The organism is Desulfoscipio sp. XC116 (assembly GCF_039851975.1).
GTDB lineage: Bacteria > Bacillota > Desulfotomaculia > Desulfotomaculales > Desulfallaceae > Sporotomaculum.
Genome location: NZ_CP156660.1, coordinates 873723 through 899878, shown reverse-complemented (window position 1 = coordinate 899878; position 26156 = coordinate 873723). Strand labels below are relative to the sequence as shown.

The 26156-nt window shown below is 51.5% G+C and carries 20 protein-coding genes and 1 pseudogene; 5 read left to right on the top strand and 16 right to left on the bottom strand.

What is annotated here, in order from left to right; genetic code table 11:
* Positions 1-21: 21 nt before the first annotated feature.
* The 7 genes and pseudogenes from ABDB91_RS04100 to ABDB91_RS04070 form a co-directional block, all read right to left on the bottom strand.
* Positions 22-1035, bottom strand: a complete 1014-nt coding sequence (locus ABDB91_RS04100; RefSeq protein WP_347490363.1) for a glycosyl transferase family 2 — start codon at positions 1033-1035, stop codon at positions 22-24.
* 67 nt (positions 1036-1102) lie between these two features.
* The gene (locus ABDB91_RS04095; RefSeq protein ID WP_347490362.1) at positions 1103-2656 is read right to left on the bottom strand and encodes a glycosyltransferase; all 1554 of its coding nucleotides are present in this window, start codon (positions 2654-2656) and stop codon (positions 1103-1105) included.
* A 366-nt stretch (positions 2657-3022) separates the two neighbouring features.
* Positions 3023-9415 carry a DNRLRE domain-containing protein gene (locus tag ABDB91_RS04090; RefSeq protein ID WP_347490361.1) on the bottom strand — a complete coding sequence of 2131 codons (6393 nt, stop codon included), beginning with the start codon at positions 9413-9415 and terminating at the stop codon, positions 3023-3025.
* 552 nt (positions 9416-9967) lie between these two features.
* Positions 9968-10354: a hypothetical protein gene (locus ABDB91_RS04085; protein ID WP_347491519.1), complete on the bottom strand. Its 387-nt coding sequence runs from the start codon at positions 10352-10354 to the stop codon at positions 9968-9970.
* Positions 10351-11523 carry a hypothetical protein gene (locus ABDB91_RS04080; protein ID WP_347490360.1) on the bottom strand — a complete coding sequence of 391 codons (1173 nt, stop codon included), beginning with the start codon at positions 11521-11523 and terminating at the stop codon, positions 10351-10353. The genes ABDB91_RS04085 and ABDB91_RS04080 overlap by 4 nt, the downstream gene beginning before the upstream one ends.
* Before the next feature lie 120 nt (positions 11524-11643).
* Positions 11644-11835, bottom strand: a complete 192-nt coding sequence (locus ABDB91_RS04075; protein ID WP_347490359.1) for a hypothetical protein — start codon at positions 11833-11835, stop codon at positions 11644-11646.
* A 736-nt stretch (positions 11836-12571) separates the two neighbouring features.
* Positions 12572-13084, bottom strand: a pseudogene (locus tag ABDB91_RS04070) (DNRLRE domain-containing protein); the annotation flags it as partial.
* Between the two features lie 311 nt (positions 13085-13395).
* Here ABDB91_RS04070 and ABDB91_RS04065 point away from each other — a divergent pair.
* Positions 13396-14007: an MFS transporter gene (locus ABDB91_RS04065; RefSeq protein ID WP_347490358.1), complete on the top strand. Its 612-nt coding sequence runs from the start codon at positions 13396-13398 to the stop codon at positions 14005-14007.
* Positions 14008-14047: 40 nt separating this feature from the next.
* Here ABDB91_RS04065 and ABDB91_RS04060 read toward each other — a convergent pair whose 3' ends face one another.
* From ABDB91_RS04060 to ABDB91_RS04050, 3 genes are all read right to left on the bottom strand, one after another.
* Complete coding sequence (locus ABDB91_RS04060; RefSeq protein WP_347490357.1) at positions 14048-15388, bottom strand: sodium:solute symporter family protein; 1341 nt, start codon at positions 15386-15388, stop codon at positions 14048-14050.
* 116 nt (positions 15389-15504) lie between these two features.
* A complete protein-coding gene (locus ABDB91_RS04055) occupies positions 15505-15705 on the bottom strand; it encodes a hypothetical protein (RefSeq protein ID WP_347490356.1) in 201 nt (66 codons plus the stop codon).
* A gap of 31 nt (positions 15706-15736) precedes the next feature.
* Positions 15737-15886 carry a hypothetical protein gene (locus tag ABDB91_RS04050; protein WP_347490355.1) on the bottom strand — a complete coding sequence of 50 codons (150 nt, stop codon included), beginning with the start codon at positions 15884-15886 and terminating at the stop codon, positions 15737-15739.
* Between the two features lie 228 nt (positions 15887-16114).
* Between ABDB91_RS04050 and ABDB91_RS04045 the strand changes: the two genes are divergently transcribed.
* Positions 16115-16573, top strand: coding sequence for a YqhR family membrane protein (locus tag ABDB91_RS04045; RefSeq protein ID WP_347490354.1), 459 nt, complete (start codon positions 16115-16117; stop codon positions 16571-16573).
* Between the two features lie 373 nt (positions 16574-16946).
* Here the strand turns inward: ABDB91_RS04045 and ABDB91_RS04040 are convergent, their stop codons facing one another.
* From ABDB91_RS04040 to ABDB91_RS04015, 6 genes are all read right to left on the bottom strand, one after another.
* Positions 16947-17561: a DedA family protein gene (locus ABDB91_RS04040; RefSeq protein ID WP_347490353.1), complete on the bottom strand. Its 615-nt coding sequence runs from the start codon at positions 17559-17561 to the stop codon at positions 16947-16949.
* A 209-nt stretch (positions 17562-17770) separates the two neighbouring features.
* Positions 17771-18610: a zinc metalloprotease HtpX gene (locus ABDB91_RS04035; RefSeq protein WP_347490352.1), complete on the bottom strand. Its 840-nt coding sequence runs from the start codon at positions 18608-18610 to the stop codon at positions 17771-17773.
* Between the two features lie 60 nt (positions 18611-18670).
* On the bottom strand, positions 18671-19102 hold the full coding sequence (locus tag ABDB91_RS04030) for a MerR family transcriptional regulator (protein ID WP_347490351.1): 432 nt from the start codon (positions 19100-19102) through the stop codon (positions 18671-18673).
* Positions 19103-19322: 220 nt separating this feature from the next.
* A complete protein-coding gene (locus ABDB91_RS04025; protein WP_347490350.1) occupies positions 19323-20312 on the bottom strand; it encodes a sodium:calcium antiporter in 990 nt (329 codons plus the stop codon).
* Positions 20313-20519: 207 nt separating this feature from the next.
* Positions 20520-20672, bottom strand: coding sequence for a hypothetical protein (locus tag ABDB91_RS04020; RefSeq protein ID WP_347490349.1), 153 nt, complete (start codon positions 20670-20672; stop codon positions 20520-20522).
* A 241-nt stretch (positions 20673-20913) separates the two neighbouring features.
* Positions 20914-21795, bottom strand: a complete 882-nt coding sequence (locus tag ABDB91_RS04015) for a serine protease (RefSeq protein ID WP_347490348.1) — start codon at positions 21793-21795, stop codon at positions 20914-20916.
* A 240-nt stretch (positions 21796-22035) separates the two neighbouring features.
* On the opposite strand from ABDB91_RS04015, the gene ABDB91_RS04010 reads away from it, so the two are divergent.
* From ABDB91_RS04010 to ABDB91_RS04000, 3 genes are read left to right on the top strand one after another with little or no spacing between them, the layout of a single operon-like run.
* Positions 22036-22482, top strand: a complete 447-nt coding sequence (locus tag ABDB91_RS04010) for a MarR family transcriptional regulator (RefSeq protein ID WP_347490347.1) — start codon at positions 22036-22038, stop codon at positions 22480-22482.
* Positions 22483-22532: 50 nt separating this feature from the next.
* Positions 22533-24260 (top strand): ABC transporter ATP-binding protein, encoded by a 1728-nt coding sequence (locus tag ABDB91_RS04005; RefSeq protein WP_347490346.1) that lies wholly within the window; start codon positions 22533-22535, stop codon positions 24258-24260.
* Positions 24257-26155 carry an ABC transporter ATP-binding protein gene (locus ABDB91_RS04000; protein WP_347490345.1) on the top strand — a complete coding sequence of 633 codons (1899 nt, stop codon included), beginning with the start codon at positions 24257-24259 and terminating at the stop codon, positions 26153-26155. Before ABDB91_RS04005 ends, ABDB91_RS04000 begins: the two co-directional genes overlap by 4 nt.
* Position 26156: the final 1 nt, after the last annotated feature.

Genomic DNA, 26156 nt, shown 5'->3' with positions numbered 1-26156 from the left:
CCATAAAACTTCGGTTAGTCCCTAGTCTTTAACTTTTTCTTTAATTATTTGAAGATTACTTCTAAGCCTTTCATCGTCGGGATTCATATCAAAGGCAATCTGGGCCAGCTCACGGGCTTTTTCAAACAATTCGAGCCTGTAGCAAGCGATGGCTCCCAAATCGTAGATGGTGCTGTCCCAGCTTGATTCTTCCGCCAGATAGGAAAAAGGCCTGACATTTATTTTAAGTGTTTCATCAAGCATTTGGTAAACGAGAGACCATTCTTTCAACTCATATCCCAGGCGCGCCATATCCACATAGGGTTCCCTTATTGAAGGGCACTCCGCGATGGCCCTGTAGAACCATTTTTTCGCCTCGTTTAAATCGCCCAAAGCTTTATAAGACTCGGCAATATATCTCATTGAAGCGCACCGTTCCTGATCCCATACGGCGCTTGGAAGGGCAAGGTGTCCCTGAAGCGTTTCAATGCATTTGTCGTATTGCCGGTAAAACATATATTCCCTGCCCAGCCAGAAAGCAGTAATGCTGTCAGCGGGGTTTTCTTTTTGCGAAAGCTCAAGCAGGGGCAAATATTGTCCCCTGGATTTAGTGGGGTCGGGAAAATGGTCAATGTAAATTGCCGGTTCATATGCGTACACCTCGGGCTTTTCCGCGTAGTACCGCAGTACCTCATGAACCGGATTTACCCATCTGTATCCATGCCGGCCGTGAATTTTTTCCTGCTGGTAGGTAACGCCCCGGGTCCCATCCGGGTTGAACTTCCAGGTGAACATGTATCTCAGCCTTGTAGTTTCGGGAGTCCAAACGGTTTCAAGTTTTTCCCTCCACCCCGCCTCAAAAAGCTCATCAAGGTCGGTACAGATGCAAATGTCAAAATCACAAGGGATAAAATTTAACGCTATATTTCTTGCAACGTCAAATCTCCAGGGAGCAATCTTTATGCTGTAGACTGCCACGCCTTTATCCCGGAGCCTTTGTACCGTGCCGTCCGACGAACCGGTATCGCATACAACGATTAGGTCCGCTTCGCTCATTGAAGCAACCCATCTATCGACAAAGTTTTCCTCGTTTTTACATATTGAATAGACGCATACCTTATACTTATTCATATAGCAACCATTCCTTTTTCGCGAGCTCCTGCATTTCCCGCATGAATTTGTCAAACTCTTCATCCCAACAGTCTGGATTGTAATGATAATCTACAATCTTCTGGTTAAACTTTTGAGCTTCTATTAGAGTGAGATAAGCTTCAATATTTCTGCCCAATTGGCGCAAATAACGCGCTTTTTCAAAATACGGTTCTCTTCTGTTTGACAGGTGAAAAGTGGAAATATCGAGATTTAGCATGGCCAGTTCTTGTTTATTTTGATTGCTATATAAATGGTGTTTCATTTTATAAAGGTAACCTTTATCGGAATCTTTTAAGGCCAGCGCTTTATCTATGGCCGCCAAAGCTTCTTCAAACCTGTTTGCAGATAAATACTCATCCGCCAGGAAGCTCCAGGTTCTCCATACGTCGGGCCTTTCTTTGACCGATTGTTCCAGCATGGGCAAATAGGACGACCGGGATCTTTTATGCTCGGGCTCGTGATAAATCCAGAAATCTTCCAGCCGGCAAATTTTTTCCGCACCTTGATGCTCCAATATTTCGTGTACCGGCAGCTTCCATGTGTAGCCATATCTTTTGTGGATTCTTTCGTGCCAGTGCGCGGAAAAGCGGCCATTGGCCCAAGGAGTTTTAAATTTATGGTAATAGCGCGTAAAGTTAAAGTCCCACCTGCTGCCTAGAACCTCCCGCCAGTTTTCCATCAGATATTCGTCAATATCCAGAGGGATGCAGATATCCATATCACCGTCAATCAGGGATAACGCTGTATTGCGCGCGTCATCAAATCTCCATGGAGAAACAAATATTTTATAAGTTTTAAGATTAGACCCGGGGTTCTGTTCTTTGAAATTCTGAAGTATTGTATTTGTTTGATCAGCCGAACCGGTATCGCACAGGACTATTTCGTCGGCGTCTTTTACCGAGTTTAAGAACCTGGCCATAAATTTTTCTTCATTTTTATAAATCCCATAGACCGCGCAGGTTGGTTTGTTTGCTGTCAACAAATCCTCTTTTTTTTGCAGCTTGGGATTATATCCGACATAGACACCAATTTCATTTTCAAGGTGATAAAGTGATAGGCAGTCAAAGGATGAAAGAACTTCATTGTGACTCCAGTCGTCTTTTATATGTTTTTCATAGGGATTGCCCATATATTCGTCCTGGGGATAGTAAACAACGGGGATGCTGATCAGTACATATTCGCTGGCATTCAGCAGCTTATAGTAAACCTTTATGGCCTCTTCCTTTGTCATATGCTCCAGGATATCGCCTAAAAGAGTTATTCCATAGATTTTTTGCGGGGTGAAGTCTCTGATATCCGCTTTAATCATGTTGTCATATTTTTCTTTAAGGAAGTATTTTTCGATATATGGTTCCCATATTTCAAGTCCGTTGAATTCGGTAGAGGGTAATTGGGACCGGAGTATGGCATGGTAGCTGCCCGCACCGACGCCAACATCCAATATTGAGTTGTTGCGGCATTTCCCAATTAAGCGTTTTATTATTCTTTCGGACCAAGCTTTTCCCGAAGCGGAACTATACGGCATGGTTATCACTCCAAATAATATTCATGTTACATATAATATATTTATGTCCATTTACTTTAACTATTCAGCAAAAGGATCCGGGCCCGGCAGTAATGTAAGGCCCGGATTCTTTTTTGTTCTAAGCCGATAATCAATCAACTGATAGCAACGCTTGCGCTTATATAACCAGTTACTGTATTAATAAGATCTAAATCGTCACAACAGCACCCGGGATTGGTTTGAAAATATTATTCGGTGTGGGTGAACTGTATAATTGCGCCGCAATGGTTATGGTTGTTGAAATAACAAACAGCGACAACGTATTGCTGAAGTATGCGGCAATTGAGGTAACGGTTCCCTCCCCGGGAACAGAAAATGCATTACTTCTTATTCTATAAAAAGCCCGCCGGAATAGTAGAACGGTAAGGTCTGCTCCTGCGTGCCGCCGCTCGTCGTAAATCCCAGCACAATGGCAACCTGGTCGCCTGCGGATAGCGCAATACTCAATCCTGTGGAAGAGCCTGCCCTAGATGCGCGGATGGGATATGCTGTCCCCTGTGCATATACCTCGGTGGCCGGCGTAATGGAACTGGTGTTAATCGTGAAATCAAGGCTATTAGAAGGCGCTGTTGCAATTGCTACATACAACGTTATATTGGTACCCGGTGTAAATGCTGTTACTGCAGCAAAATTTGCATAGATTGCCGTAAGCGTCCCATCAGTTGGCATAGTAAAGACATAATAGCCATCCGCTGTGTCAATCGAAAAAGTTGTTGCGGTCGTCGGATCTAACTGAGTTGCACTTTCACCATATCCAGTTAATGAAATAAATGACGATGCGCCCGTTGAATCTCTAGCAGGTGTTACATTGGTAAAACCAGTGCCAAAGGGAATAACAAATCCTGCTGAAAGTCCCGCCGGACCGGTGGGGCCGGTTGCTCCTGTCGCTCCTGTATCACCAGTTGCGCCGGTAGGGCCGGTTGCTCCAGTCGCACCTATATCACCGGTTGAGCCGGTAGGGCCGGTCGCTCCTGTCGCTCCACTATCACCAGTTGCACCGGTGGGGCCGGTTGCTCCTGTCGCTCCTGTATCACCAGTTGCACCGGTGGGACCGGTCGCTCCAGTCGCACCTATATCACCGGTTGCGCCGGTAGGGCCGGTTGCTCCTGTCGCTCCTGTAGCTCCGGTTGCGCCAGTAGGGCCTGTTGCTCCAGTTGCTCCAGTTGCTCCAGTGTCGCCTGTTGCCCCGGTAGAACCGGTCGCTCCTGTCGCTCCTGTACCACCAGTTGCACCGGTGGGGCCTGTTGCTCCAGTCGCCCCAGTATCACCGGTTGAGCCGGTAGGGCCTGTTGCTCCAGTCGCTCCTATATCACCGGTTGCTCCGGTAGAGCCGGTCGCTCCTGTCGCCCCAGTGTCGCCAGTAGCCCCGGTAGGGCCGGTCGCTCCTGTCGCTCCTGTAGCTCCGGTTGAGCCGGTAGGGCCTGTTGCTCCAGTCACCCCAGTATCACCGGTTGCACCGGTGGGACCGGTCGCTCCAGTCGCACCTGTAGCTCCGGTTGCGCCGGTAGAACCGGTTGCTCCAGTCACCCCAGTATCACCAGTTGCACCGGTAGGGCCGGTCGCTCCTGTCGGCCCGGTATCGCCGGTTGCGCCAGTAGGGCCTGTTGCTCCTGTCGCTCCTGTAGCTCCGGTTGCGCCGGTAGGGCCTGTTGCTCCAGTCGCTCCTGTAGCTCCACTATCACCAGTTGCACCGGTGGAGCCTGTTGCTCCAGTTGCTCCAGTACCACCGGTTGCGCCGGTAGGACCTGTTGCTCCAGTCGCACCTATAGCTCCGGTTGCACCAGTAGGACCTGTAGCTCCGGTCGCTCCAGTCACACCTGTAGCTCCGGTTGCACCGGTAGAGCCGGTCGCTCCAGTCGCTCCTGTAACTCCTGTTGCTCCGGTGGGGCCTGTTGCTCCAGTCGATCCTGTAGCTCCGGTTGCGCCGGTAGGGCCTGTTGCTCCTGTCACCCCAGTATCACCGGTTGCACCGGTGGGGCCGGTCGCTCCAGTCGCACCTATATCACCGGTTGCACCGGTAGAACCGGTCGCTCCAGTCGCCCCAGTGTCGCCGGTTGCGCCGGTAGGGCCTGTTGCTCCACTTGCACCTGTAGCTCCGGTTGCGCCGGTAGGGCCTGTCGCTCCTGTCGATCCTGTAGCTCCGGTTGCTCCGGTAGAGCCGGTCGCTCCGGTCGCTCCTGTAGCTCCGGTTGCGCCGGTAGGGCCGGTCGCTCCTGTAGCTCCACTATCACCAGTTGCACCGGTGGAGCCTGTTGCTCCAGTCGCACCTATATCACCGGTTGCGCCGGTAGGGCCGGTTGCTCCTGTCGCTCCTGTATCACCAGTTGCACCGGTAGGGCCGGTCGCTCCTGTCAGCCCGGTATCGCCGGTTGCACCAGTAGGGCCTGTTGCTCCTGTCGATCCTGTAGCTCCGGTTGCGCCGGTAGGGCCGGTCGCTCCTGTCGCCCCAGTATCACCGGTTGCACCGGTGGGGCCGGTCGCTCCAGTCGCCCCAGTGTCGCCGGTTGAGCCGGTAGGGCCTGTTGCTCCACTTGCACCTGTAGCTCCGGTTGCGCCGGTAGGGCCGGTTGCTCCTGTCGCTCCTGTATCACCAGTTGCACCGGTAGGGCCGGTCGCTCCTGTCAGCCCGGTATCGCCGGTTGCTCCGGTAGAGCCGGTCGCTCCTGTCGCCCCAGTACCACCAGTTGCGCCGGTAGGGCCGGTCGCTCCTGTCGATCCTGTAGCTCCGGTTGAGCCGGTAGGGCCGGTTGCTCCAGTCGCCCCAGTGTCGCCGGTTAAGCCGGTAGGGCCTGTTGCTCCACTTGCACCTGTAGCTCCGGTTGCGCCGGTAGGGCCGGTCGCTCCTGTCGCCCCAGTACCACCAGTTGCGCCGGTAGGGCCGGTCGCTCCAGTCGCACCTGTAGCTCCGGTTGCGCCGGTAGAGCCTGTTGCTCCAGTCGCACCTGTAGCTCCGGTTGCGCCGGTAGAACCGGTTGCTCCTGTCGATCCTGTATCACCAGTTGCACCAGTGGGGCCGGTTGCTCCTGTCGCTCCTGTATCACCAGTTGCGCCGGTAGAACCGGTTGCTCCTGTCGATCCTGTAGCTCCGGTTGCGCCGGTAGAACCGGTTGCTCCAGTCGCTCCTGTATCACCAGTTGCACCAGTGGGGCCGGTTGCTCCTGTCGCTCCTGTATCACCAGTTGCGCCGGTAAGGCCTGTTGCTCCGGTCGCTCCTGTAGCTCCGGTTGCGCCGGTAGGGCCTGTTGCTCCTGTAGCTCCGGTCGCTCCAGTCACACCTGTAGCGCCGGTAGGGCCGGTTGCTCCAGTCGCTCCTGTAACTCCTGTTGCTCCGGTGGGGCCTGTTGCTCCAGTCGCTCCTGTAACTCCTGTTGCTCCGGTGGGGCCTGTTGCTCCAGTCGCTCCTGCATCACCAGTTGCACCGGTGGGACCGGTCGCTCCAGTCGCACCTGTAGCTCCGGTTGCGCCGGTAGAGCCTGTTGCTCCAGTCGCTCCTGTAACTCCTGTTGCTCCGGTGGGGCCTGTTGCTCCGGTCGCTCCAGTATCACCGGTTGCACCGGTGGGACCGGTCGCTCCAGTCGCACCTATATCACCGGTTGCGCCGGTAGGGCCGGTTGCTCCAGTCAGCCCAGTATCACCGGTTGCACCGGTAGGGCCGGTCGCTCCTGTCGGCCCAGTATCGCCGGTTGCGCCAGTAGGGCCGGTTGCTCCAGTCACCCCAGTATCACCGGTTGCACCGGTGGGGCCGGTCGCTCCAGTCGCACCTATATCACCGGTTGCTCCGGTAGAACCGGTCGCTCCAGTATCACCAGTTGCGCCGGTAGGGCCTGTTGCTCCTGTCGCTCCAGTATCACCGGTTGCTCCGGTGGAGCCTGTTGCTCCAGTTGCTCCAGTACCACCGGTTGCGCCGGTAGGGCCTGTTGCTCCTGTCGATCCTGTAGCTCCGGTTGCTCCGGTAGAGCCGGTCGCTCCGGTCGCTCCAGTATCACCGGTTGCGCCGGTAGGGCCGGTTGCTCCTGTCGCTCCTGTATCACCAGTTGCACCGGTGGGGCCGGTTGCTCCTGTCGCTCCTATATCACCGGTTGCTCCGGTAGAACCGGTCGCTCCAGTCGATCCGGTATCACCAGTTGCGCCGGTAGGGCCTGTTGCTCCTGTCGCTCCAGTATCACCGGTTACACCGGTAGGGCCTGTCGCTCCTGTCGATCCACTATCACCAGTTGCACCGGTGGAGCCTGTCGCTCCAGTCGCCCCAGTATCACCGGTTGCGCCGGTGGGGCCTGTTGCTCCAGTCGCCCCAGCATCACCGGTTGCGCCGGTGGGGCCGGTTGCTCCAGTCGCCCCAGCATCACCGGTTGCGCCGGTAGGGCCTGTTGCTCCAGTTGCTCCTGTATCACCAGTTGCGCCGGTAGGGCCGGTTGCTCCAGTCGCCCCAGTGTCGCCAGTTGCGCCGGTAGGGCCGGTTGCTCCAGTCGCTCCTGTACCACCAGTTGCGCCGGTAGGGCCTGTTGCTCCAGTTGCTCCTGTATCACCAGTTGCGCCGGTAGGGCCGGTTGCTCCAGTCGCCCCAGTGTCGCCAGTTGCGCCGGTAGGGCCGGTTGCTCCAGTCGCCCCAGTGTCGCCAGTTGCGCCGGTAGGGCCGGTTGCTCCAGTCGCTCCAGTACCACCGGTTGCGCCGGTAGAGCCGGTTGCTCCAGTCGCCCCAGTATCACCGGTTGCGCCGGTAGAGCCGGTTGCTCCAGTTGCTCCAGTATTACCGGTTGCACCGGTAGAACCGGTCGCTCCAGTCGCCCCAGTATCACCGGTTGCACCGGTAGGGCCTGTTGCTCCAGTTGCTCCAGTATTACCGGTTGCACCGGTGGAGCCTGTTGCTCCAGTCACCCCAGTATCACCGGTTGCACCGGTAGGGCCGGTTGCTCCAGTCGATCCTGTATCACCAGTTGCACCGGTGGGGCCGGTTGCTCCAGTCGATCCTGTATCACCAGTTGCACCGGTGGGACCGGTTGCTCCAGTCGATCCTGTATCACCAGTTGCACCGGTGGGGCCGGTTGCTCCAGTCGATCCTGTATCACCGGTTGCGCCGGTAGGGCCGGTTGCTCCAGTCGCACCTGTAGCTCCGGTTGCGCCAGTAGGGCCTGTTGCTCCAGTCGCACCTGTAGCTCCGGTTGCGCCAGTAGGGCCTGTTGCTCCAGTCGCACCTGTAGCTCCGGTTGCGCCAGTAGGGCCTGTTGCTCCAGTCGCACCTGTATCACCGGTTGCTCCGGTAGAGCCGATCGCTCCAGTCGCACCAGTGTCGCCAGTAGCCCCGGTAGGGCCGGTTGCTCCAGTCGCTCCTGTAGCTCCGGTTGCGCCGGTAGGGCCGGTCGCTCCTGTCGCACCTATATCACCGGTTGCTCCGGTAGGGCCTGTTGCTCCAGTCGCACCTGTAACTCCTGTTGCGCCGGTAGGGCCTGTTGCTCCAGTCGCTCCGGTATCACCAGTTGCACCGGTAGGGCCAGTTGCTCCAGTCGCCCCAGTACCACCAGTTGCGCCGGTAGGGCCGGTCGCTCCAGTCGATCCTGTAGCTCCTGTAGCTCCGGTTGCGCCGGTTGCCCCGGTGGGACCGGTCGATCCGATATCGCCAGTAGCTCCGGTAGGGCCTGTCGGCCCACCCGGTGATGGATTTTCTATTGTCACAATAGCGGAACCCTCTGTTACCGTAATATCAAGGGTAGTGGACTGAAAGGTCAGAGTTTCTCCAAAACCGGCTGTCGCAGTGCCCACAGGACCATCTACGATAAAGAGCGTTTCCCCTGGTGCAAGGGTTCCGGCAGGGCCGGTAGGCCCGGTGGGGCCGGTAGGCCCGGTGGGGCCGGTAGGGCCGGTAGGCCCGGTGGGGCCGGTAGGGCCGGTAGGCCCGGTGGGGCCGGTAGGCCCGGTGGGGCCGGTAGGCCCGGTAGGGCCGGTAGGCCCGGTGGGGCCGGTAGGCCCGGTGGGGCCGGTAGGGCCGGTAGGCCCGGTGGGGCCGGTAGGCCCGGTGGGGCCGGTAGGGCCGGTAGGGCCGGTAGGCCCGGTGGGGCCGGTAGGGCCGGTAGGCCCGGTGGGGCCGGTAGGGCCGGTAGGCCCGGTGGGGCCGGTAGGGCCGGTAGGCCCGGTGGGGCCGGTAGGCCCGGTGGGGCCGGTAGGGCCGGTAGGCCCGGTGGGGCCTCCGTTAGTAAAGATTCTAGACACTATGATCAGTTGTGGTCTTCTATCTATCTGATGGCAGTTTGAACCTGAAAATATTACAAGTGATGAATGTTTATGTTCTTTTCCAGTTAAAGCAATGCCAAAATTGGGAATTGAATTATCTATCCAACCCCTCACCAATGCGGTTATATCCGTTTCAACAAAGTGCCCAACTTGACGGGGCCTGATATCAAACACACTATTTGCGGAAACAAAACTGGGGGCTGTGTTCCATGTTACATTTGCAGTAGAAAAAAAGAAGGTAACTCTATTTACAGTTATAATGCTTACATCTTTTGGAATAACATCATCCACATGCAGTCTTAGTCTAGCGCTAATCAACTCGCTGCCGGGGGGCAATTCAGGTGTTTCAAATGTGATTAAACTTCTGTATATATTTTCATTAAACCCCCAGCGCTCCGAACCGACCAAAAAAACTCTACTGGTGGAAAAATTGGTATTTGGACGTAGTTTACTTACATACGTGTCACCGGTCGGCGTCAATATTATTTCTGGCAAGACAACCATCCTTTCAAAGCCTCAGGTCCCCATACTTAACAGATTATGTTACATGTTATTTTGAAGCTTTGAATTTTGTTACCGAATGTGGGCATTTAAGTAGAATGCGACAAACTCGGAAGCAAATCCGAAAAGGCAAAGTTTTAATAGATCATTGTCTTAACCAAAAAATATTTTAGGAAAGCAATGTAAGTCAGTACCAAGGATATGCAAATAGGAACCTCCCCAAAGAAATTGCAAATTGGGGAGGTTTGATTTTACAAGTTTTTTTATTTTGCGGCCGGATTTTTATGATGTTCCTTTATACAGATGTTTTTCAATGGCCCTGTACAGGCAAAAACCGCCGTATACCCTCACGCCGGCGCGGCCCAGCAAATCCTTGGGCACGAGATATACATGAGAAATGTAACAGTAGCAATATTGGCGTGACTTCCGGATGTAAACGGAATTATTGCGCTAATGCCTGCTGTCTCTCTTGCCTCGGTGGATCCGTTTATAATTAAGAGAATGTACGAGAACATGCCCTTTCGGGTATGTTCTCGTACAAAGGAATCAGGCAAGGCGTATTACAGTTAAGGTGACCCCTGCACCGCTCTGCAGTGTCGCCGCGCCCAGCAAACCAGAAAACTGAAGTTCAAGCTGATCTCCGGCAGTCAGCGAAGCTATGGTAGTGGCGCTGAAAGCTGATGCGGAAATGGTTGGTGCAAAAACAGATCCGGGAATCGCCGTACCGTTTTGGAGCACCTGAGTGGACATAGCCAGACCCGCGGTGACGTTAACCTGGTAAGTTACCAGGTAGGTGCCCGTACTGGGAACCGTAAAGATGGTGTTTGTTCCATCAACAGTAAAGGTATCTAAATTTTGGTTATTAGGCAGAGCTATAGTTGTGCCTCCTAACACCACGGCAATGGTGTCACCGGTGGTATTCTGTGCATTCATGGAGTTTTCTGTGACAGAAGGCCCAGTGGCTCCAGTAGGACCGATAGGTCCAGTATCACCGGTAACTCCAGCAACTCCAGCAACTCCAGCAGGTCCGGTCGGCCCCGTAGGTCCGGTCGGCCCAACAGCGCCAGTGGCCCCGGTAGCTCCGGTCGGCCCAGTTGCTCCGGTTGCTCCGCCAGCTCCGGTTGCTCCGGTTGCTCCGGTTGCTCCGCCAGCTCCGGTTGCTCCAGTAGCTCCGGTAGCCCCGGTCGGCCCGCTTGCTCCGGCAGCTCCGGTAGCTCCAGTCGGCCCAGTTGCTCCGCCAGCTCCGGTTGCTCCAGTAGCCCCGGCAGCTCCGGTCGGCCCGGTTGCTCCAGTAGCTCCAGTCGGCCCAGTTGCTCCGCCAGCTCCGGTTGCTCCAGTAGCCCCGGTAGCTCCGGTCGGCCCGGTTGCTCCAGTAGCTCCAGTCGGCCCAGTTGCTCCGCCAGCTCCGGTTGCTCCGGTCGCCCCAGTTGCTCCGGTAGCTCCAGTAGCTCCAGTCGGCCCGGTTGCTCCGGTAGATCCGGTAGGTCCGCCAGCTCCGGTTGCTCCAGTAGCCCCGGCAGCTCCGGTAGCTCCAGTAGCTCCGGTTGCTCCAGTAGCCCCGGCAGCTCCGGTCGGCCCGGTAGGTCCGGTTGCTCCGGTAGCTCCGGTCGCCCCAGTTGCTCCGGTCGCCCCAGTTGCTCCGGTAGCTCCAGTAGCTCCAGTCGGCCCGGTTGCTCCGGTAGATCCGGTAGGTCCGGTTGCTCCGGCAGTTCCGGTAGGTCCAGTAGCTCCGGTAGCTCCGCCAGGTCCGGTCGGCCCGGTTGCTCCGCCAGCTCCGGTAGCTCCAGTAGCTCCGGTTGCTCCAGTAGCCCCGGCAGCTCCGGTCGGCCCGGTTGCTCCAGTAGCTCCAGTCGGCCCAGTTGCTCCGCCAGCTCCGGTTGGCCCGGTTGCTCCGGTTGCTCCAGTAGCCCCGGCAGCTCCGGTTGGCCCGGTTGCTCCGGCAGCTCCAGTCGGCCCAGTTGCTCCGCCAGCTCCGGTTGCTCCGCCAGCTCCGGTTGCTCCAGTAGCCCCGGCAGCTCCGGTCGGCCCGGTAGATCCAGTAGGTCCAGTAGCTCCGGTAGCTCCGGTAGGCCCAGTAGGTCCAGTAGCTCCGGTAGGCCCACCCGGTGATGGATTTTCTATTGTCACAATAGCGGAACCCTCTGTTACCGTAATATCAAGGGTAGTGGACTGGAAGGTCAGAGTTTCTCCAAAACCGACTGTCCCAGTGCCTACAGGGCCGTCTACGGTAAAGAGCGTTTCCCCTGGTGCAAGGGTTCCGGTAGGTCCGGTAGGCCCAGTCGGTCCGGTAGGTCCGGTCGCTCCAGTCGGCCCAACAGCGCCAGTGGCCCCGGTAGCTCCAGTCGATCCGGTAGGCCCGCTCGGCCCGGTGGGTCCAATCGGACCGGTAGGTCCGGTCGCTCCTGTCGGCCCAACAGCGCCGGTGGCCCCGGTAGCTCCAGTCGGCCCGGTAGGCCCGCTCAGCCCGGTGGGTCCAATCGGACCGGTAGGTCCGGTCGCTCCTGTCGGCCCAACAGCGCCGGTGGCCCCGGTAGCTCCAGTCGGTCCGGTAGGTCCAGTGGGCCCAGTAAGTCCAGTCGGTCCGGTAGGTCCAGTAGGTCCGGCGGGTCCAGTCGGCCCAGTGAGTCCAGTAGGTCCGGTGGGCCCAGTAAGTCCAGTAGGTCCGGTGGGTCCAGTAGGTCCAGTAGGTCCAGTAGGTCCAGTAGGTCCGATAAGTCCAGTAGGTCCGGCGGGTCCAGTCGGTCCAGTGGGTCCAGTAGGTCCAGTAGGTCCAGTAGGTCCAGTAGGTCCAGTAGGTCCAGTAGGTCCAGTAGGTCCGGCGGGTCCAGTCGGCCCAGTGGGTCCAGTAGGTCCACTCGGCCCAGTAGGTCCACTCGGCCCAGTAGGTCCGGTGGGTCCAGTGGGCCCAGTAGGTCCGCTCGGCCCAGTAGGTCCAGTAGGTCCGGCGGGTCCAGTAGGTCCACTCGGCCCAGTAGGTCCACTCGGCCCAGTAGGTCCGGTGGGTCCAGTGGGCCCAGTAGGTCCGCTCGGCCCAGTAGGTCCAGTAGGTCCAGTAGGTCCAGTAGGTCCAGTAGGTCCAGTAGGTCCAGTAGGTCCAGTAGGTCCAGTAGGTCCCCCGTTAGGAAAGATTCTAAATACTATGATCAGTTGCGGTCTTCTATCTATCTGATGGGAGTCTGAACTTGAAAATATTACAAGTGATGAATGCTTATGTTCTTTTCCAGTTAAAGCAATGCCAAAATTAGGAATTGAATTATCTATCCAACCCCTCACCAATGCGGTTATATCCGTTTCAACAAAGTGCCCAACTTGACGGGGCCTGATATCAAACACACTATTTGCGGAAACAAAACTGGGGGCTGTGTTCCATGTTACATTTGCAGTAGAAAAAAAGAAGGTAACTCTATTTACAGTTATAATGCTTACATCTTTTGGAATAACATCATCCACATGCAGTCTTAGTCTAGCGCTAATCAACTCGCTGCCGGGGGGCAATTCAGGTGTTTCAAATGTGATTAAACTTCTGTATATATTTTCATTACAACCCCAGCGCTCCGAACCGACCAAAAGAACTCTACTGGTGGAAAAATTGGTATTTGGACGTAGTTTACTTACATACGTGTCACCGGTCGGCGTCAATATTATTTCTGGCAAGACAACCATCCTTTCAATCTTAATTTTCCATGCTCAACAGATTATGTTATATCTTATTTTGAAGCTTTGAATTTTGTTACCGGATTTAAGCATCTAAGCAGAATGTAAAAATTTTGGAAGTAACTTCAAAAGACGGGTGTTAATGGGCATTTAGGTTAAAAAAACTCTTAATAGCCGTCGCTTTAGCAAAAAAAATTTTTATGTAAAGAAAAGAAAGGGTGGCCTGCAAAAAGGGGACGTGAGTCCAAGGGTGCAAAATAATAACCTCCCCCAAGAAAATGTAAGGGGAGGTTCTGTTTTACAATTATCAAGAAAAGTATTTGGCAAATTGCTATATTCTGTACGGCAAAGATTTTTTCCAGAGGTCTCTACAGGACGGCGGCCATATTAACGGTTTCAATGATGACCCTTATTTCATTCCTGCTGCGAAACTCACCATAGCCGGTGGGCAAACGATATCCCTCATAGGCAGCGCCGCCGTGCAGTTTTCCCTGATCTGCTGGCTGGCAAGTGAAACGGCATCGCCTATTATGATCCACCTGGGACTTTCGGGCATGGGAACATCCTCATTGCTATGCGGCTTGTTGCCTGCGGAAATGATCTGGTTCTGGGTGTTCGCGGCGTTGTGCGCACTGCTGGGGGCCAGCTGCAACCTGTACAACATCCCCTATATCGCCTATATGCAGGAAACTATCGCCCCGGACCGGATGGGGCGTGCCTTTTCCCTGATCGGGAGCCTCAGTTCAGCGACTATGCCTTTGGGATTGCTTATAGCAGGCCCAATTGCCGAAAACAGGGGAGTGCCGTTGTGGTTTTTTGTCTCCGGAAGCGTACTCCTCCTGCTTACGCTTGTCAGCGCCCTGCTCATCCTGCCGAAAAAGGCGGATAAGGCAGGCAAAAGTGAACATAAAACCGAGATTATCGGCAAATAGTTCATTCAGAATGCTTTAAATGAAATACGACAAAGTAACATCAAGTGGATTTGCGCATGGTCTTTTTAACGGACAGGATATTATTGCATTCCCGCTGAAAATCATTATCAGGCTTTCGTTTCAAAAACATACTTAACAATAGGAGCGCCAAGAAACTCGCCAATAGTCCCACATAAAGCGGATCAATCCCTTTCGGATAAAGAAAGTGCCAGATCAGGTCAACTAACGGGCCCACCAAAGCGGCCATAATTCCAGCCGCCGGCTTAACAAATCGAGGGAAGAACGCTGCCCCAAGCAATGGGAAAAATACCGTGCAGCCACGCAATCCCATTGATAAAAAGCTCCAGCTCAATATCATTGATTTAAGACTGCTGACCACAAATAAAACCCCTAAAGCACTTACGATAAAGATTAATATGCGCTGTATCTTTAGAATTCTTTGATCATCAGCACCGCGGCAAATAAACCGCTTGTAGATATCCTTGGTAAGCATAGTTGATACACCAAGAGTCAAACCCGCCCATGTACCAATGATTGCCACCAGCAAGGTGGCCAGAACTACCCCTGCCGGTAACGGCGGTAAAAAATTCATAATAAAAATGGGCAATACCTGATCAGACGGAGTATCGGGGAAATTAGCCCTCATAAATAAACCGATTAGAATGCCGCCTATGCCCACCGGGGGAATCATAAACGCAGAAACTAATGCCGCCGTACGAGCTGAGGCCAGGCTTTTAGCAGAAAATATCGCCTGGATGTATGTCTGGGTAGAAAGCACTCCTACCAAAAGTGAAAACCCGGCGGCAAAATCAGCGTTAAAACCGCGCCCGAACAAAGAAAACCAGGGAAACAGCGGGAAATCAGCCATCAGCCCCGACCAGCCGCCTACCATTCCAAAAGCCATTATCCCACAGAAAATAGTCGTCAGGTAAAGAAGAATCAGTTTTGCCACTCCAACCAGGCCAGTGCCCCAAACACCACCGGAAAAAACATAAGCCAACACCAGAAAGACACTTATTAATGCAGCCACAACCGGGCTTATATGAAACATGGAAGTAAGCAGCGCCACCGCTGAAAGTCCCTGCGCAATTATGTTTAAAAATATACCGACAGAAGAAAAAACACTTGAGATCGGGCCAATACCATCTCCATATACATTCACCAGGTACTGGGGCATAGTTTCAAGATTACTTTCATATAGCTGCCGGGCCAGCCCCAGTCCCAGCACGGCGCATGCGATACCCGCACCCAGCGTAAACCACCATGCACAAAGACCAAAGTTAAAGGCCAGTTGTGCCGTACCAACCGTGGAGGCGCCTCCCACCAGGGTGCCCATAATGGTACCCGCCACCACAGTCACTCCGGCCCGACGACCTCCCACTGAAAAATCCCTGGCGGATTTGACCCTACTCCCCGCATAAACCCCAATCAACGCAATAACTGTAAGTGTTATTATAATCCCAATAATGTGGCTAGTTGTTAGTGCATATCCCAATTTTATTCACCAATTTTCTTCGTCAGCTCAATTCCCCGCCGGCAGTCATTTTTGTTAAATTCCACAGCGCCGCGGCAAAAACGTCTGTCATAACTGTCCCAAGGATTGTCTGCAACACCGTTTGTGCACCGGTTCTTCGCGATTGTCATTGTGGCAACGCTAAGTTTAAAATCTTTGTCATACCTTTTCCCCATTGTTGTCATAATGGACACCCCCTGCCAAATTCATTCTACATCAGTTTTGTGTATCCATCAAACCGATTACGGGATACCCAACATGGCTCTGGGGCCATTCAATATATACGTTATATACGTTTTGAAACACCATACCGATATCGGACGGCAGGCTGTCGCAGGTAAATTCCCGCTCATCTTGCCGTGTCATGGTTATCCTCCGGTAAATTAATGTTTTTTCGCTCAATTAAACTCAGGTCTTGTAGCCGCTGCTGTCTGTTGCTTCGTCCCGATCATAACTTCCCGAAAAGCGCATTTTTGGATTCATAATCAATATACACTGTGGCTTCCGCCTTTCCCTTGCGTTATTCAGTATGGTTTATTAATGCTATGGGCAACCTAAAAAACATAATACGCTTTGTCAGGATGGTGAATTTTATTGGAGGTTACAGATAGACTGACCAGAGGTTTCTTGGCGGGAGTAGTTGGTGGCGTTTTTACGGATATATTAAGTTATATTTCAATAAAACTTGAATTTGCGAATCTGCATCACTCGGACTGGGCTGCCGTTATCCTTTTCGGCCATCAACCCACTAATACTATAGAAACCGTTTTCTCTCTGCTGATCCAGCTAATATTTGTAGGGTTTTTAGGGGTAATCTTCACTTATTTAGTTACCATACTCTTTACAAGCACAAATTATCTTTTTAAAGGCTGGTTATTTGGCGTTATATCATGGTTTATCATTTATACTATAACATTCTTAGCCAGGATACCCGAACTGGCGCCGCTTGATACAGGCACCGTAATAACGGACTTTACCGTAGGTTCCGTTTATGGTCTGATTTTAGCTGAAACAATACGCTGGTTGGAAAACAGAGCATTAAAAGCAACATAAGGGGCAACAGGAATCCTGGGGACACAATGTGAGTTGTTTATATCAGCGACCGTGTTTAGTGTTGATACCCATCCCCGGCAAGCCTTCATAATCCCGCCTTTATCGTTCATATCCAGCTACTTTATTAAAGTATTTTACCAAATTATATTAACAAGAATGCAATCGGCAATTGTCCTCCATTTCAGAGCCTTAACTGAGACGGCAAGACGGTAAAAATGATTCCAGACGAAAAATATTTTTCAGTTTGCTGAAAAAGGAGTTAAATTTAGACCTTTACAAAGCTACAAAGCCATTTTGAAATACGTAAGTTAAAAGGATGGACCAAAATAAGATTTAAACCCACATGTTATTGTATTGGAACAATACAAAATCGTCACTGAACTTGCTTGCGTCTCTTCTTGTTTCTTATTTTCCTAAAGACAGCCACTCCGGCAAGCACCGCTGCCCCGGCAATTAAATAAGGATAGTATCTTATCAGCAATACTTCCAGGTAAACCCAGTTTTGCCCAATGACTAACCCAAAGGATACTAGCAAGGTTATCCAGCAGGCGGCTCCCACCGCCGCTATACTTATCGCTGTAATAAAGGGCATTTTACTTATGCCGGAAAGGTAAGGTACAACACTGCGGGCCACCGGCAGGAAATATGCGATAAAAATAGCATAGGAGCCGTATTTACCAAACCATTTTTCCAGCCCGGCGATTTTATCAGGTGTTAAGCGCACATACCGACCGTATCTTTCCATAAACGGTTTGCCTATTCTACGACCGATGGTATACCCGGAAGCAAACCCGCCCAGTGTACCGACCATAGCCACCATGAAAATCTGAGTATAATTAAAAATACCCACATGGGAAAAATACCCCGATAGGGTGAGCATTGTCTTTGAGGGCATGGGAATGCCCAGGGTATCTATAAACATGGTAAAGAATAGCGCCCAGTAACCGTATAGATCAACTAATTCCAGTGCCACACTTTTATAGTCCACACGCTTCTCCTAACTACAATCTTTGAATTAAATTCGATAATCTAAAAATTCAACTAAAATTGCATCTCTGTTTTTTCTCTCTTCTCATTAACACAATACCGGTAACCATAAGGGCTACCGGTATTACTACACGTAAAGGCACAGTCAACTCCGCACCAATATGCATACTTCAACAAAAAACGTAACAGCCATAACACCGTGTTTGGCGTTTACCTCATTCCCTTTAGTCTGGCCACCCGGTCCTGGATAGGCGGGTGAGTGCTGAACAGTCTGGCCAAATTAGCTCCGGAAAACGGGTTGACTATAAACAGATGTGAGGTTGCCGGATTAGCCTGCATGGGAATACGGTGCGCCGCCGACTCCAATTTTAAAAGAGCATTAGCCAACCCGTCCGGTGACCCGGCAATGCGGGCTCCCGTGGCATCGGCCATATATTCCCTGGACCGGGAAATGGCCATTTGCACGATCATAGCCGCAATGGGCGCTAAAAAGGCCATAATCAGCCCGCCGACCATGCCGCCTCCTTCATCATCATCACCCCGGCCCAGCCCGAATATGGCAGCCCACTGAAAAGCGTTGGCCAACATAGTAATGGCACCGGCTAAGGCAGCCGCTATAGTGCCGACCAGCACATCTCTGTTTTTAATATGAGCCAGCTCGTGGGCCAGCACACCTTCCACTTCGGACCGGTTTAACAAGCGCATAATGCCTTCGGTAACAGCCACCGCCGCATGGGAAGGGCTGCGCCCGGTAGCAAAGGCGTTGGGTTGGTCCGATGGTGTCACGTAAAGTTTGGGCATGGGAATACCGGCCCGCCGGGATAACCTCTGCACTATATCATAAAGCTCGGGGGCCTCGGCTTGGGAAACCGGGTAAGAACGCGTCATTTTTATAGCAATTTTATCGCTGTAGAAGTAACCGAAAAAGTTCATGGCCATAGCGATAAGGAAAAACAACATAGCGCCTGACTGGCCGCCGATAGCGTTACCCATCAACACCAGTATAATGGATAGCACACCCATTAATAACCAGGCTTTTAAGGTATTCATATGCATCCCTCCGTTAAATTAATTTAACTCACCTGACGGGTAAGGATGAGCATCGGTTTTTTACACCAAGGCAATCATTTCATTAATATAAATAATTAATGCATTCATAACGGTTATCCCCCTAACCATCACCTGCCTTGACAATACGGCCGCCTGGCCGGCATCCAGGCCTTCCGTAGCGGGCTGCAGCCGGATAAGCTGGTCTTCCAGCTGTTTTATTTGCTCCCTGATAAAATCAATGTTAATTCGATTATCCGCATGCCCGTCTTGCTCTTGTTCTAAAAAGGAAATTTGCTCCTTTATTTCTTCCAGGGTAAACCGCTGTGCTTTCAGGGTCTCGATAACTTTGAGCCGCGCAAGGGTATGCTTGGTATAATAACGGTAATTGTTTTCCAAGCGAACGGGTTTAAGCAAACCCAGGTTGGTATAGTAATCGATGGTTCTCTTACTCACCCCGGCCAGCTTGGCAATGGCCCCGATTTTATAATGCATCAACTCCCCAAAGCTATCACCTCGCATCTATTATATAATATGCCCCGCATACTGTACAGTATAACGTTACGCTTTGGGGGTGCTTACGAGCTAATTTTATTATATGCAAGCTCCAGCAAAAATACCTGGCATTATTAAGCTAAGGACCGTTCTGTGTAACCAGCACTTCCGGATATCATTAAGCTTCCGGAAATGGTATTAGTATTTTTTGTTCTCGCTATTAAATGATGAATGCGGACACAACAAATATCAAATACAACCCGCCGGTTAAAACCAACGTTGCGGGGCGAATGGACTTCTTTATCTGCAGGCTTAGGTAAACCAGACCTGCACCCGCCAGAGCCAGTATAGCGCTGACCAGAGCCAAATCGGACAGTACCCAGGGCGTCAAAGCAATCCCCAGGGCGGGGATCATCGAACTTTGAAATACCATCGCCCCGGTAATATTGCCCAGCGCAAGAGTGTCCTTACCCTGGCGCACCCAAATCAGGCTATTAAATTTTTCCGGCAGCTCCGTGGCAATCGGAGCGATGAAAATGGATAATACAAAGGGTGATATGTGCATAAGTTCGGCCACATGCTTAATGCCGTCTACAAAGAAGTGCGCACCGATAATAATCCCTGCAAGAGCGGTAAACACCTGCAGCAATATTACCGGAGTCACAGGTTGTTCGTGCCTTCTGGCAAAATGCAATGGCTTCAGTTCAGACCCACCAAGGGTACTTCCCGCTTTAATGGTACGAGCAGCGTAAAAAGCGTAGGCAAGCACTAATATTATAGCTACGGGATGTTTGTAAGCGGCCGGTAAAAAGGCGGTTATTATGGCCAATGAGTATACCGTAATAAAAAATCGCAGGTCCCTTTTCATAACGGCATGATCAATCAGCATAAATTCCCGTTTCCGACCGTTCACCGTGTATACCAGCGCGGCGATGCCCGTAATGGACAGCGCCAGTGTGGCCAACATAAACGGCGCACCCAGAATAGCACCGATTCCTATCTCATGGGCTGCCTCCCCCGTACCGAATAAAATAGCCATTAAGGGGATCATCGATTCAGGTAAAGCAGTGCCTACAGCCGCCAGAACACTGCCCACCGCACCTTCGGATAGCTTTAATCTTTTTCCCAGCCATTCTATACTGTTGGTAAAAATCTCCGCGCTTAATAGAATTAAAGCCAGACCACCAACTAAGTAAAATAAAATTAACATGCAACAGTTCCTTTCTTAGATTTTTTTATAAATAAAAAAGCGAAACCCTCACGCAAAGCTCGTGATGGTCTCGCTTAGCTTACTTAATCGTTAAGCCATGTCAAACCGGGCTACAGCCGTATTGACGATTTGACAACCCATGGACCGGGCAGCTACTCCCCTTTGATAACTATTTTACGTGGCCATGCACGTGCTGTCAATAACATATTATGTTTTTTTAGAGTCATCTTTAGCATAGCCTTCCTCCGGCTTTTCAATGCACGGCGGGCGGAATTCGGGCCTGTCATGGGCACCCACGTCGGCCCCCGGGTCATCGGTATGACTTACTGCGCGGTATAGCAATAGTCTCTGCTCAGCCAATCATTATTTTGCCCTCGGGATAGCGCACATCAGGCTGTTTTTCCTGGTAAGCCAGCGCATAACCTATGCTTCCTTTCCTTTATAAAAAGCTATTGTATTACGAACTATTTAGCCCGTTATGCAACACAACCCCTTCCTATTTCATTCAAGTGGGGTAGAATCCCCATCTGAAGCCCTGATGTTCAGCTTCTAGCTGAACAAGTTCACTGTAAGGTTAAAGTTTTTTATCAACAATTGATATCTATCTATGTAAATTGAGCACCTCTTGCACGGGAATAGCTAAGCCGGTAACCTTGTCGGTGCCGTCTACCTGTCTGTGCAAATTACCAAACACCACCCCCACCACCCGGCCTTCTCTGTCGAACACAGGACTGCCACTATTACCGGGGTATACAGGAGCACTGATGCTAAATACTCTATCAGGCTTGCCACCAACCATCAGATATTGCTCCACCCGGCCTTCAGCCACAATATTATTCAGACCCAGCGGGTTGCCCACCACCCTTATTTTATCACCGGGCACCGGAGACTTATCAGCGTTTAACGGCACTACCGGTAAATCATCAGCCTGCAAAGTAACCACGGCCAGATCAAATTCCGGTCTGTCAACCCAGCTAACGGCCTTATATACTTTTCCATCAGGAAAAGTAATCGCCATGTTTAGCGCATCTTCGATGACATGGTGATTGGTAACGACTATCCCGCATGAGTCAATATTAAAACCGGTACCGGATTTTTGTTCCACCGGGGCCAGCGCACCCTGTTTACGGGCCACCACCTTGATCTGCACCACCGCCGCTTGTAACCGCTGAATGTCTATATCCTTTTCCAACTGCAATGACCGCGATATTAAATCTCCCACAGGTGCTTGTAAAACAGGCCAGGAAGTGGCTGCAACCAGACCTAAAAATGCCAGGGCGGTGATCAGTGCTACTATGCGCAGCAGCAACGAAGGCCGGCTTGAAATTAATTCACCGTCATCAGATTCATCACAGCAGCCATCATTAAAATAATCATCTACACATTCATCATCCTGCACAGCATCATCCGCAATACTATCACTTCCATACCCAAAAGAAGTTTGCATCGCTTCCTGTTCATTATTCTTCATATTTATGGTCATTAAGCACCCCTAATATATTTGGTCAGATTATGCCGGACATTGTCTCAGCAAAAACACTACTATGAGTATAATATCCGCATCCAGCCGGTTAAGTCCAGAAAAAATAAGTGCAGATGCTCATGACATTAAAGGCCCGATGCTCTTTTAGGTGCTAAAGATTGCTTGACAAAGGATAATATAGCCACTATAATGTGTTGTGGTACGACGCGTCGCAACACGACGCAATTAGGAGAGGTGCGAATGATGTTAGAAGAAGATCGGGCAAGTAAAGAACTGGTTGAACATTTGCTTTTTCTGCATAGGGCATTGCGCCACGGAGTAAAGCCCCGGACAATGGCAGACGGATATACAATCCCGCAAAGAATTGTTATGGGATACCTATTCAAATTCGATAATTTGAGCGTGAAAGAATTGAGTCAACAAGTCGGTCTTTCGCACAGTACCATATCGGGAATCGTAGACAGGCTGGAACGTAAGGGGTTGGTAACACGTATTCAGGACTCTCGGGACCGGCGTATCACAAAAGTATCGTTAACCGATTTAGCTAAAAACTACTTTAATAGTATGATGACACAGCGAATGTTTTCAGGTGTTCTGGGCGCCTTTAACCGGGCGACAGCCGGGGAACAAATGAAAATTCTTGAAGGACTCAGAACCCTGCGGGAATTATTGGGAAAGGATGTCTAAAAGGACACAGCTTTATTTATAAATTACCAACTAACGGGAGAAGACTAGCAATGATTAAGCTATTAAGGTTCTTAAAGCCATTCGCCTGGTCTGTGGCCAGTGTTTTGGTGCTTGTGCTTTTTCAATCCCTTGCCGACCTGTATCTGCCGACTCTGATGTCCGATATTGTGGATATTGGTATCGTCACCGGTGATAACCGGTACATTATCAGAACCGGTGCTTTAATGCTGTTTTTCGCTGCCGGTAGTGCTTTATGCCTGATTACAGCAAGCTTTTTATCTTCCAAAATAGCCGCAGGACTGGGCAGAAATCTGCGCGGCATAGTTTTTTCGCGGGTGGAGAGCTATTCGCTCCACGAGTTTGATCAGTTGGGCACCGCCTCTCTGATTACCAGGACCACCAACGATATTACCCAGATACAGCAAGTATTGGTTGTTATGATGCGCATGATGGTCGGCGCGCCTATGATGAGTATCGGCGGCATTATTATGGCGGTTTCCAAAGATGCCGTGTTATCGCTGGTCTTCGCCGTAGTGCTGCCGTTCCTGGCCGGTACGATCCTGCTCATTTTCCGTAAGGGCGTGCCGCTATTTAAGGCCATGCAGGTTAATCTCGACAGATTAAACCGGGTTCTGCGCGAAGGTCTTACCGGCATCAGAGTCGTCCGCGCTTTTAACCGCCTCGACCATGAGCGGGAACGTTTTCTCGCGACCAACAGCGACCTGACCGGTACAGCCATTAAGGTCAATAAGCTTATGGCCGCCTTAATGCCTGTAATGATGCTGGTGATGAACCTTTCCACCATTGCCATTGTATGGTTCGGCGGTATCCGGGTTGACCACGGCGACATACAGGTAGGTGATATGATGGCCTTTTTGCAATATGCCATGCAAATTATGTTTTCACTTATTATGATTTCCTTTATGTTTATCATGCTTCCCCGAGCGGAAGCTTCTGCTGTGAGAATTAACGAAGTGCTTGATATGGTGCCTGAAATCAAGGACGCTGAAAAAACGAAGCATGTTTCCGGTCAGAGGGGTTTTATAGAGTTTAAAAACGTTACCTTTAGCTATCCCAACGCCGAGCAGCCCGCGATCAGCAATATTTCTTTCACAGCCGGCCCCGGCGAGGTCACGGCCATCATAGGCGGCACCGGTTCGGGAAAATCAACTTTAATTAACCTGATCCCGCGTTTCTACGATATTGACACGGGCAGCATTTTAATCGACGGCGTTGATGTGCGAAAAATGTCCCAGGAAAACCTGAGAGCTAAAATAGGGTTGGTGCCACAAAAGGCTGTGCTTTTCACTGGCACCATTGCTGATAACATCCGATATGGCAAAGAAGATGCCGCGGATGAAGAAATCAGGCATGCCGCTGAAACCGCCCAGGCCACTGAATTTATCACCGGCATGAAGGATGGTTTTGATGCAATAATCGCACAGGGGGGCACTAATGTTTCGGGTGGACAGAAGCAGCGTCTTTCCATCGCCAGAGCTTTAGTAAGAAAACCTGAAATCTATGTGTTTGACGATGCCCTATCGGCCCTGGACTATAAAACAGATGCCGGGCTGCGCGCAGCGCTCAGAAAGGAAACAGCCAGCGCAACCGTACTGATTGTGGCCCAGAGAGTCAGCACGGTAATGAGCGCCGACCGGATCATCGTTATGGAAAACGGTCAAATTGCCGGTATTGGTACTCACAGGGAACTCTTGAATACCTGTGAAGTATACCGTGAGATTGTATTTTCACAGCTTTCCGGGGAGGAGATAGCATGAGGACAACAGAGCGCAGGGGGCAGGGACCAACGGCCGGAGGCCCCGGAGGAGGCTTCGGCCGAGGCCCGATGCGGGGACAAATGGGTATGCCGGTACAAAATGCCAGGGATTTTAAAGGAACCATGAAAAGGCTGCTCGGCTACTTAAAACCCCGCAGAGTCAGGCTGTTAACCGTGTTTGTCATGGCTATTCTCGGCACAGTTTTCAGTATTATGAGCCCGAAAATACTGGGCAAAGCCACTACCAAGCTGTTTGAAGGCGTCATGATGAAATATCACCATGTGCCCGGGGCCAGAGTTGACTTTGAGTACATTATACAGATACTTTGGCTTTTAATCGGATTATATATTTTCAGCGCCTTCTTTAATTATCTGCAGCAATATATCATGGCCGGGGTAGCCCAAAAGACGGTCTTTGATATACGCAATGATGTCCATGATAAACTGGCCCGTCTTCCGCTCAATTTTTTTGATTCACGCACTCACGGTGAAATATTAAGCCGTGTTACCAACGATGTGGACAACATAAGTTCTACTTTGCAGCAAAGTTTAACCCAGTTAATCAGCTCGATCGTGACAATTGTCGGCATTTTAATTATGATGCTGACTATCAGTCCGCTAATGACTTTAATTGCGCTTGTAACTCTGCCGCTTTCATTTGCCGTAACGGCAATGATCGCCAAGCGTTCTCAGAAATACTTTGCGGCCCAACAGAAGGAACTGGGTATACTCAACGGACATGTTGAAGAGATGTACACCGGCCACCAGATTGTAAAAGCTTTCGGGCAGGAGAACGAATCCATCGCCAGATTCGATGAGATTAACGAAAGACTTTATCATGCGGGCTGGAAAGCCCAATTTGTTTCCGGCATCATCTTTCCGCTAATGAACTTTATCAGCAATATCGGCTATGTTTTGGTTTGCGTTGTGGGAAGTATTCTGGTCATGAAAAAGTCGATTGAAATCGGTGATATACAGGCTTTTATCCAATACTGCAGGCAGTTTACCCATCCCATCATCCAGATGGCCAATATCGCTAATATTGTCCAGTCCACGGTGGCTTCCGCCGAGCGGGTGTTTGAACTGCTGGACGAGGCCGAGCAAATTCCGGACCGGGAAGATGCCAGGAAAGTCGATTTCCCGAAAGGCGAAGTGAAATTCCGGAATGTCCGGTTCGGCTATAAAGAAGATGTCACTCTGATGGAAGATATGAATATTGATGTTCAACCGGGCCAGACCATCGCTATCGTAGGTCCGACCGGAGCCGGCAAAACCACCCTCGTTAACCTTTTGATGCGCTTTTACGAGGTGCTTGACGGGAGAATCACTGTGGACGGTGTCGATATCAGAGATCTAAAACGCGGTGATTTGCGTACTTTGTTCGGCATGGTGCTGCAGGATACCTGGCTTTTTAACGGCACTATCAAAGATAATATCGCCTATGGCCGGGCGGGAGCTACCGAAGAAGAAATTGTGCTGGCTGCCAAAGCGGCGCACGCGGACCACTTTATCCGAACCCTGCCCGATGGTTATAATACCATTCTCAATGAAGAAGCCTCCAATATTTCGCAGGGGCAAAAGCAGCTGCTAACCATTGCCAGAGCAATTCTTGCCGATCCGGCCATTCTGATCCTGGACGAAGCGACCAGCAGCGTCGACACCAGAACCGAACTCTTGATCCAAAAGGCTATGACAACACTGATGAAGGGACGGACGAGTTTTGTGATTGCCCACCGGCTATCCACCATCCGGGATGCTGATTTGATCCTGGTAATGAATAACGGCGAGGTTATTGAAACAGGCAGCCACTATGAGCTCCTGGCACAGGGCGGCTTCTACGCGGATCTTTACCAAAGCCAGTTTACGAATGTAAATGTTGGAAAAGAAGCTGTATAGG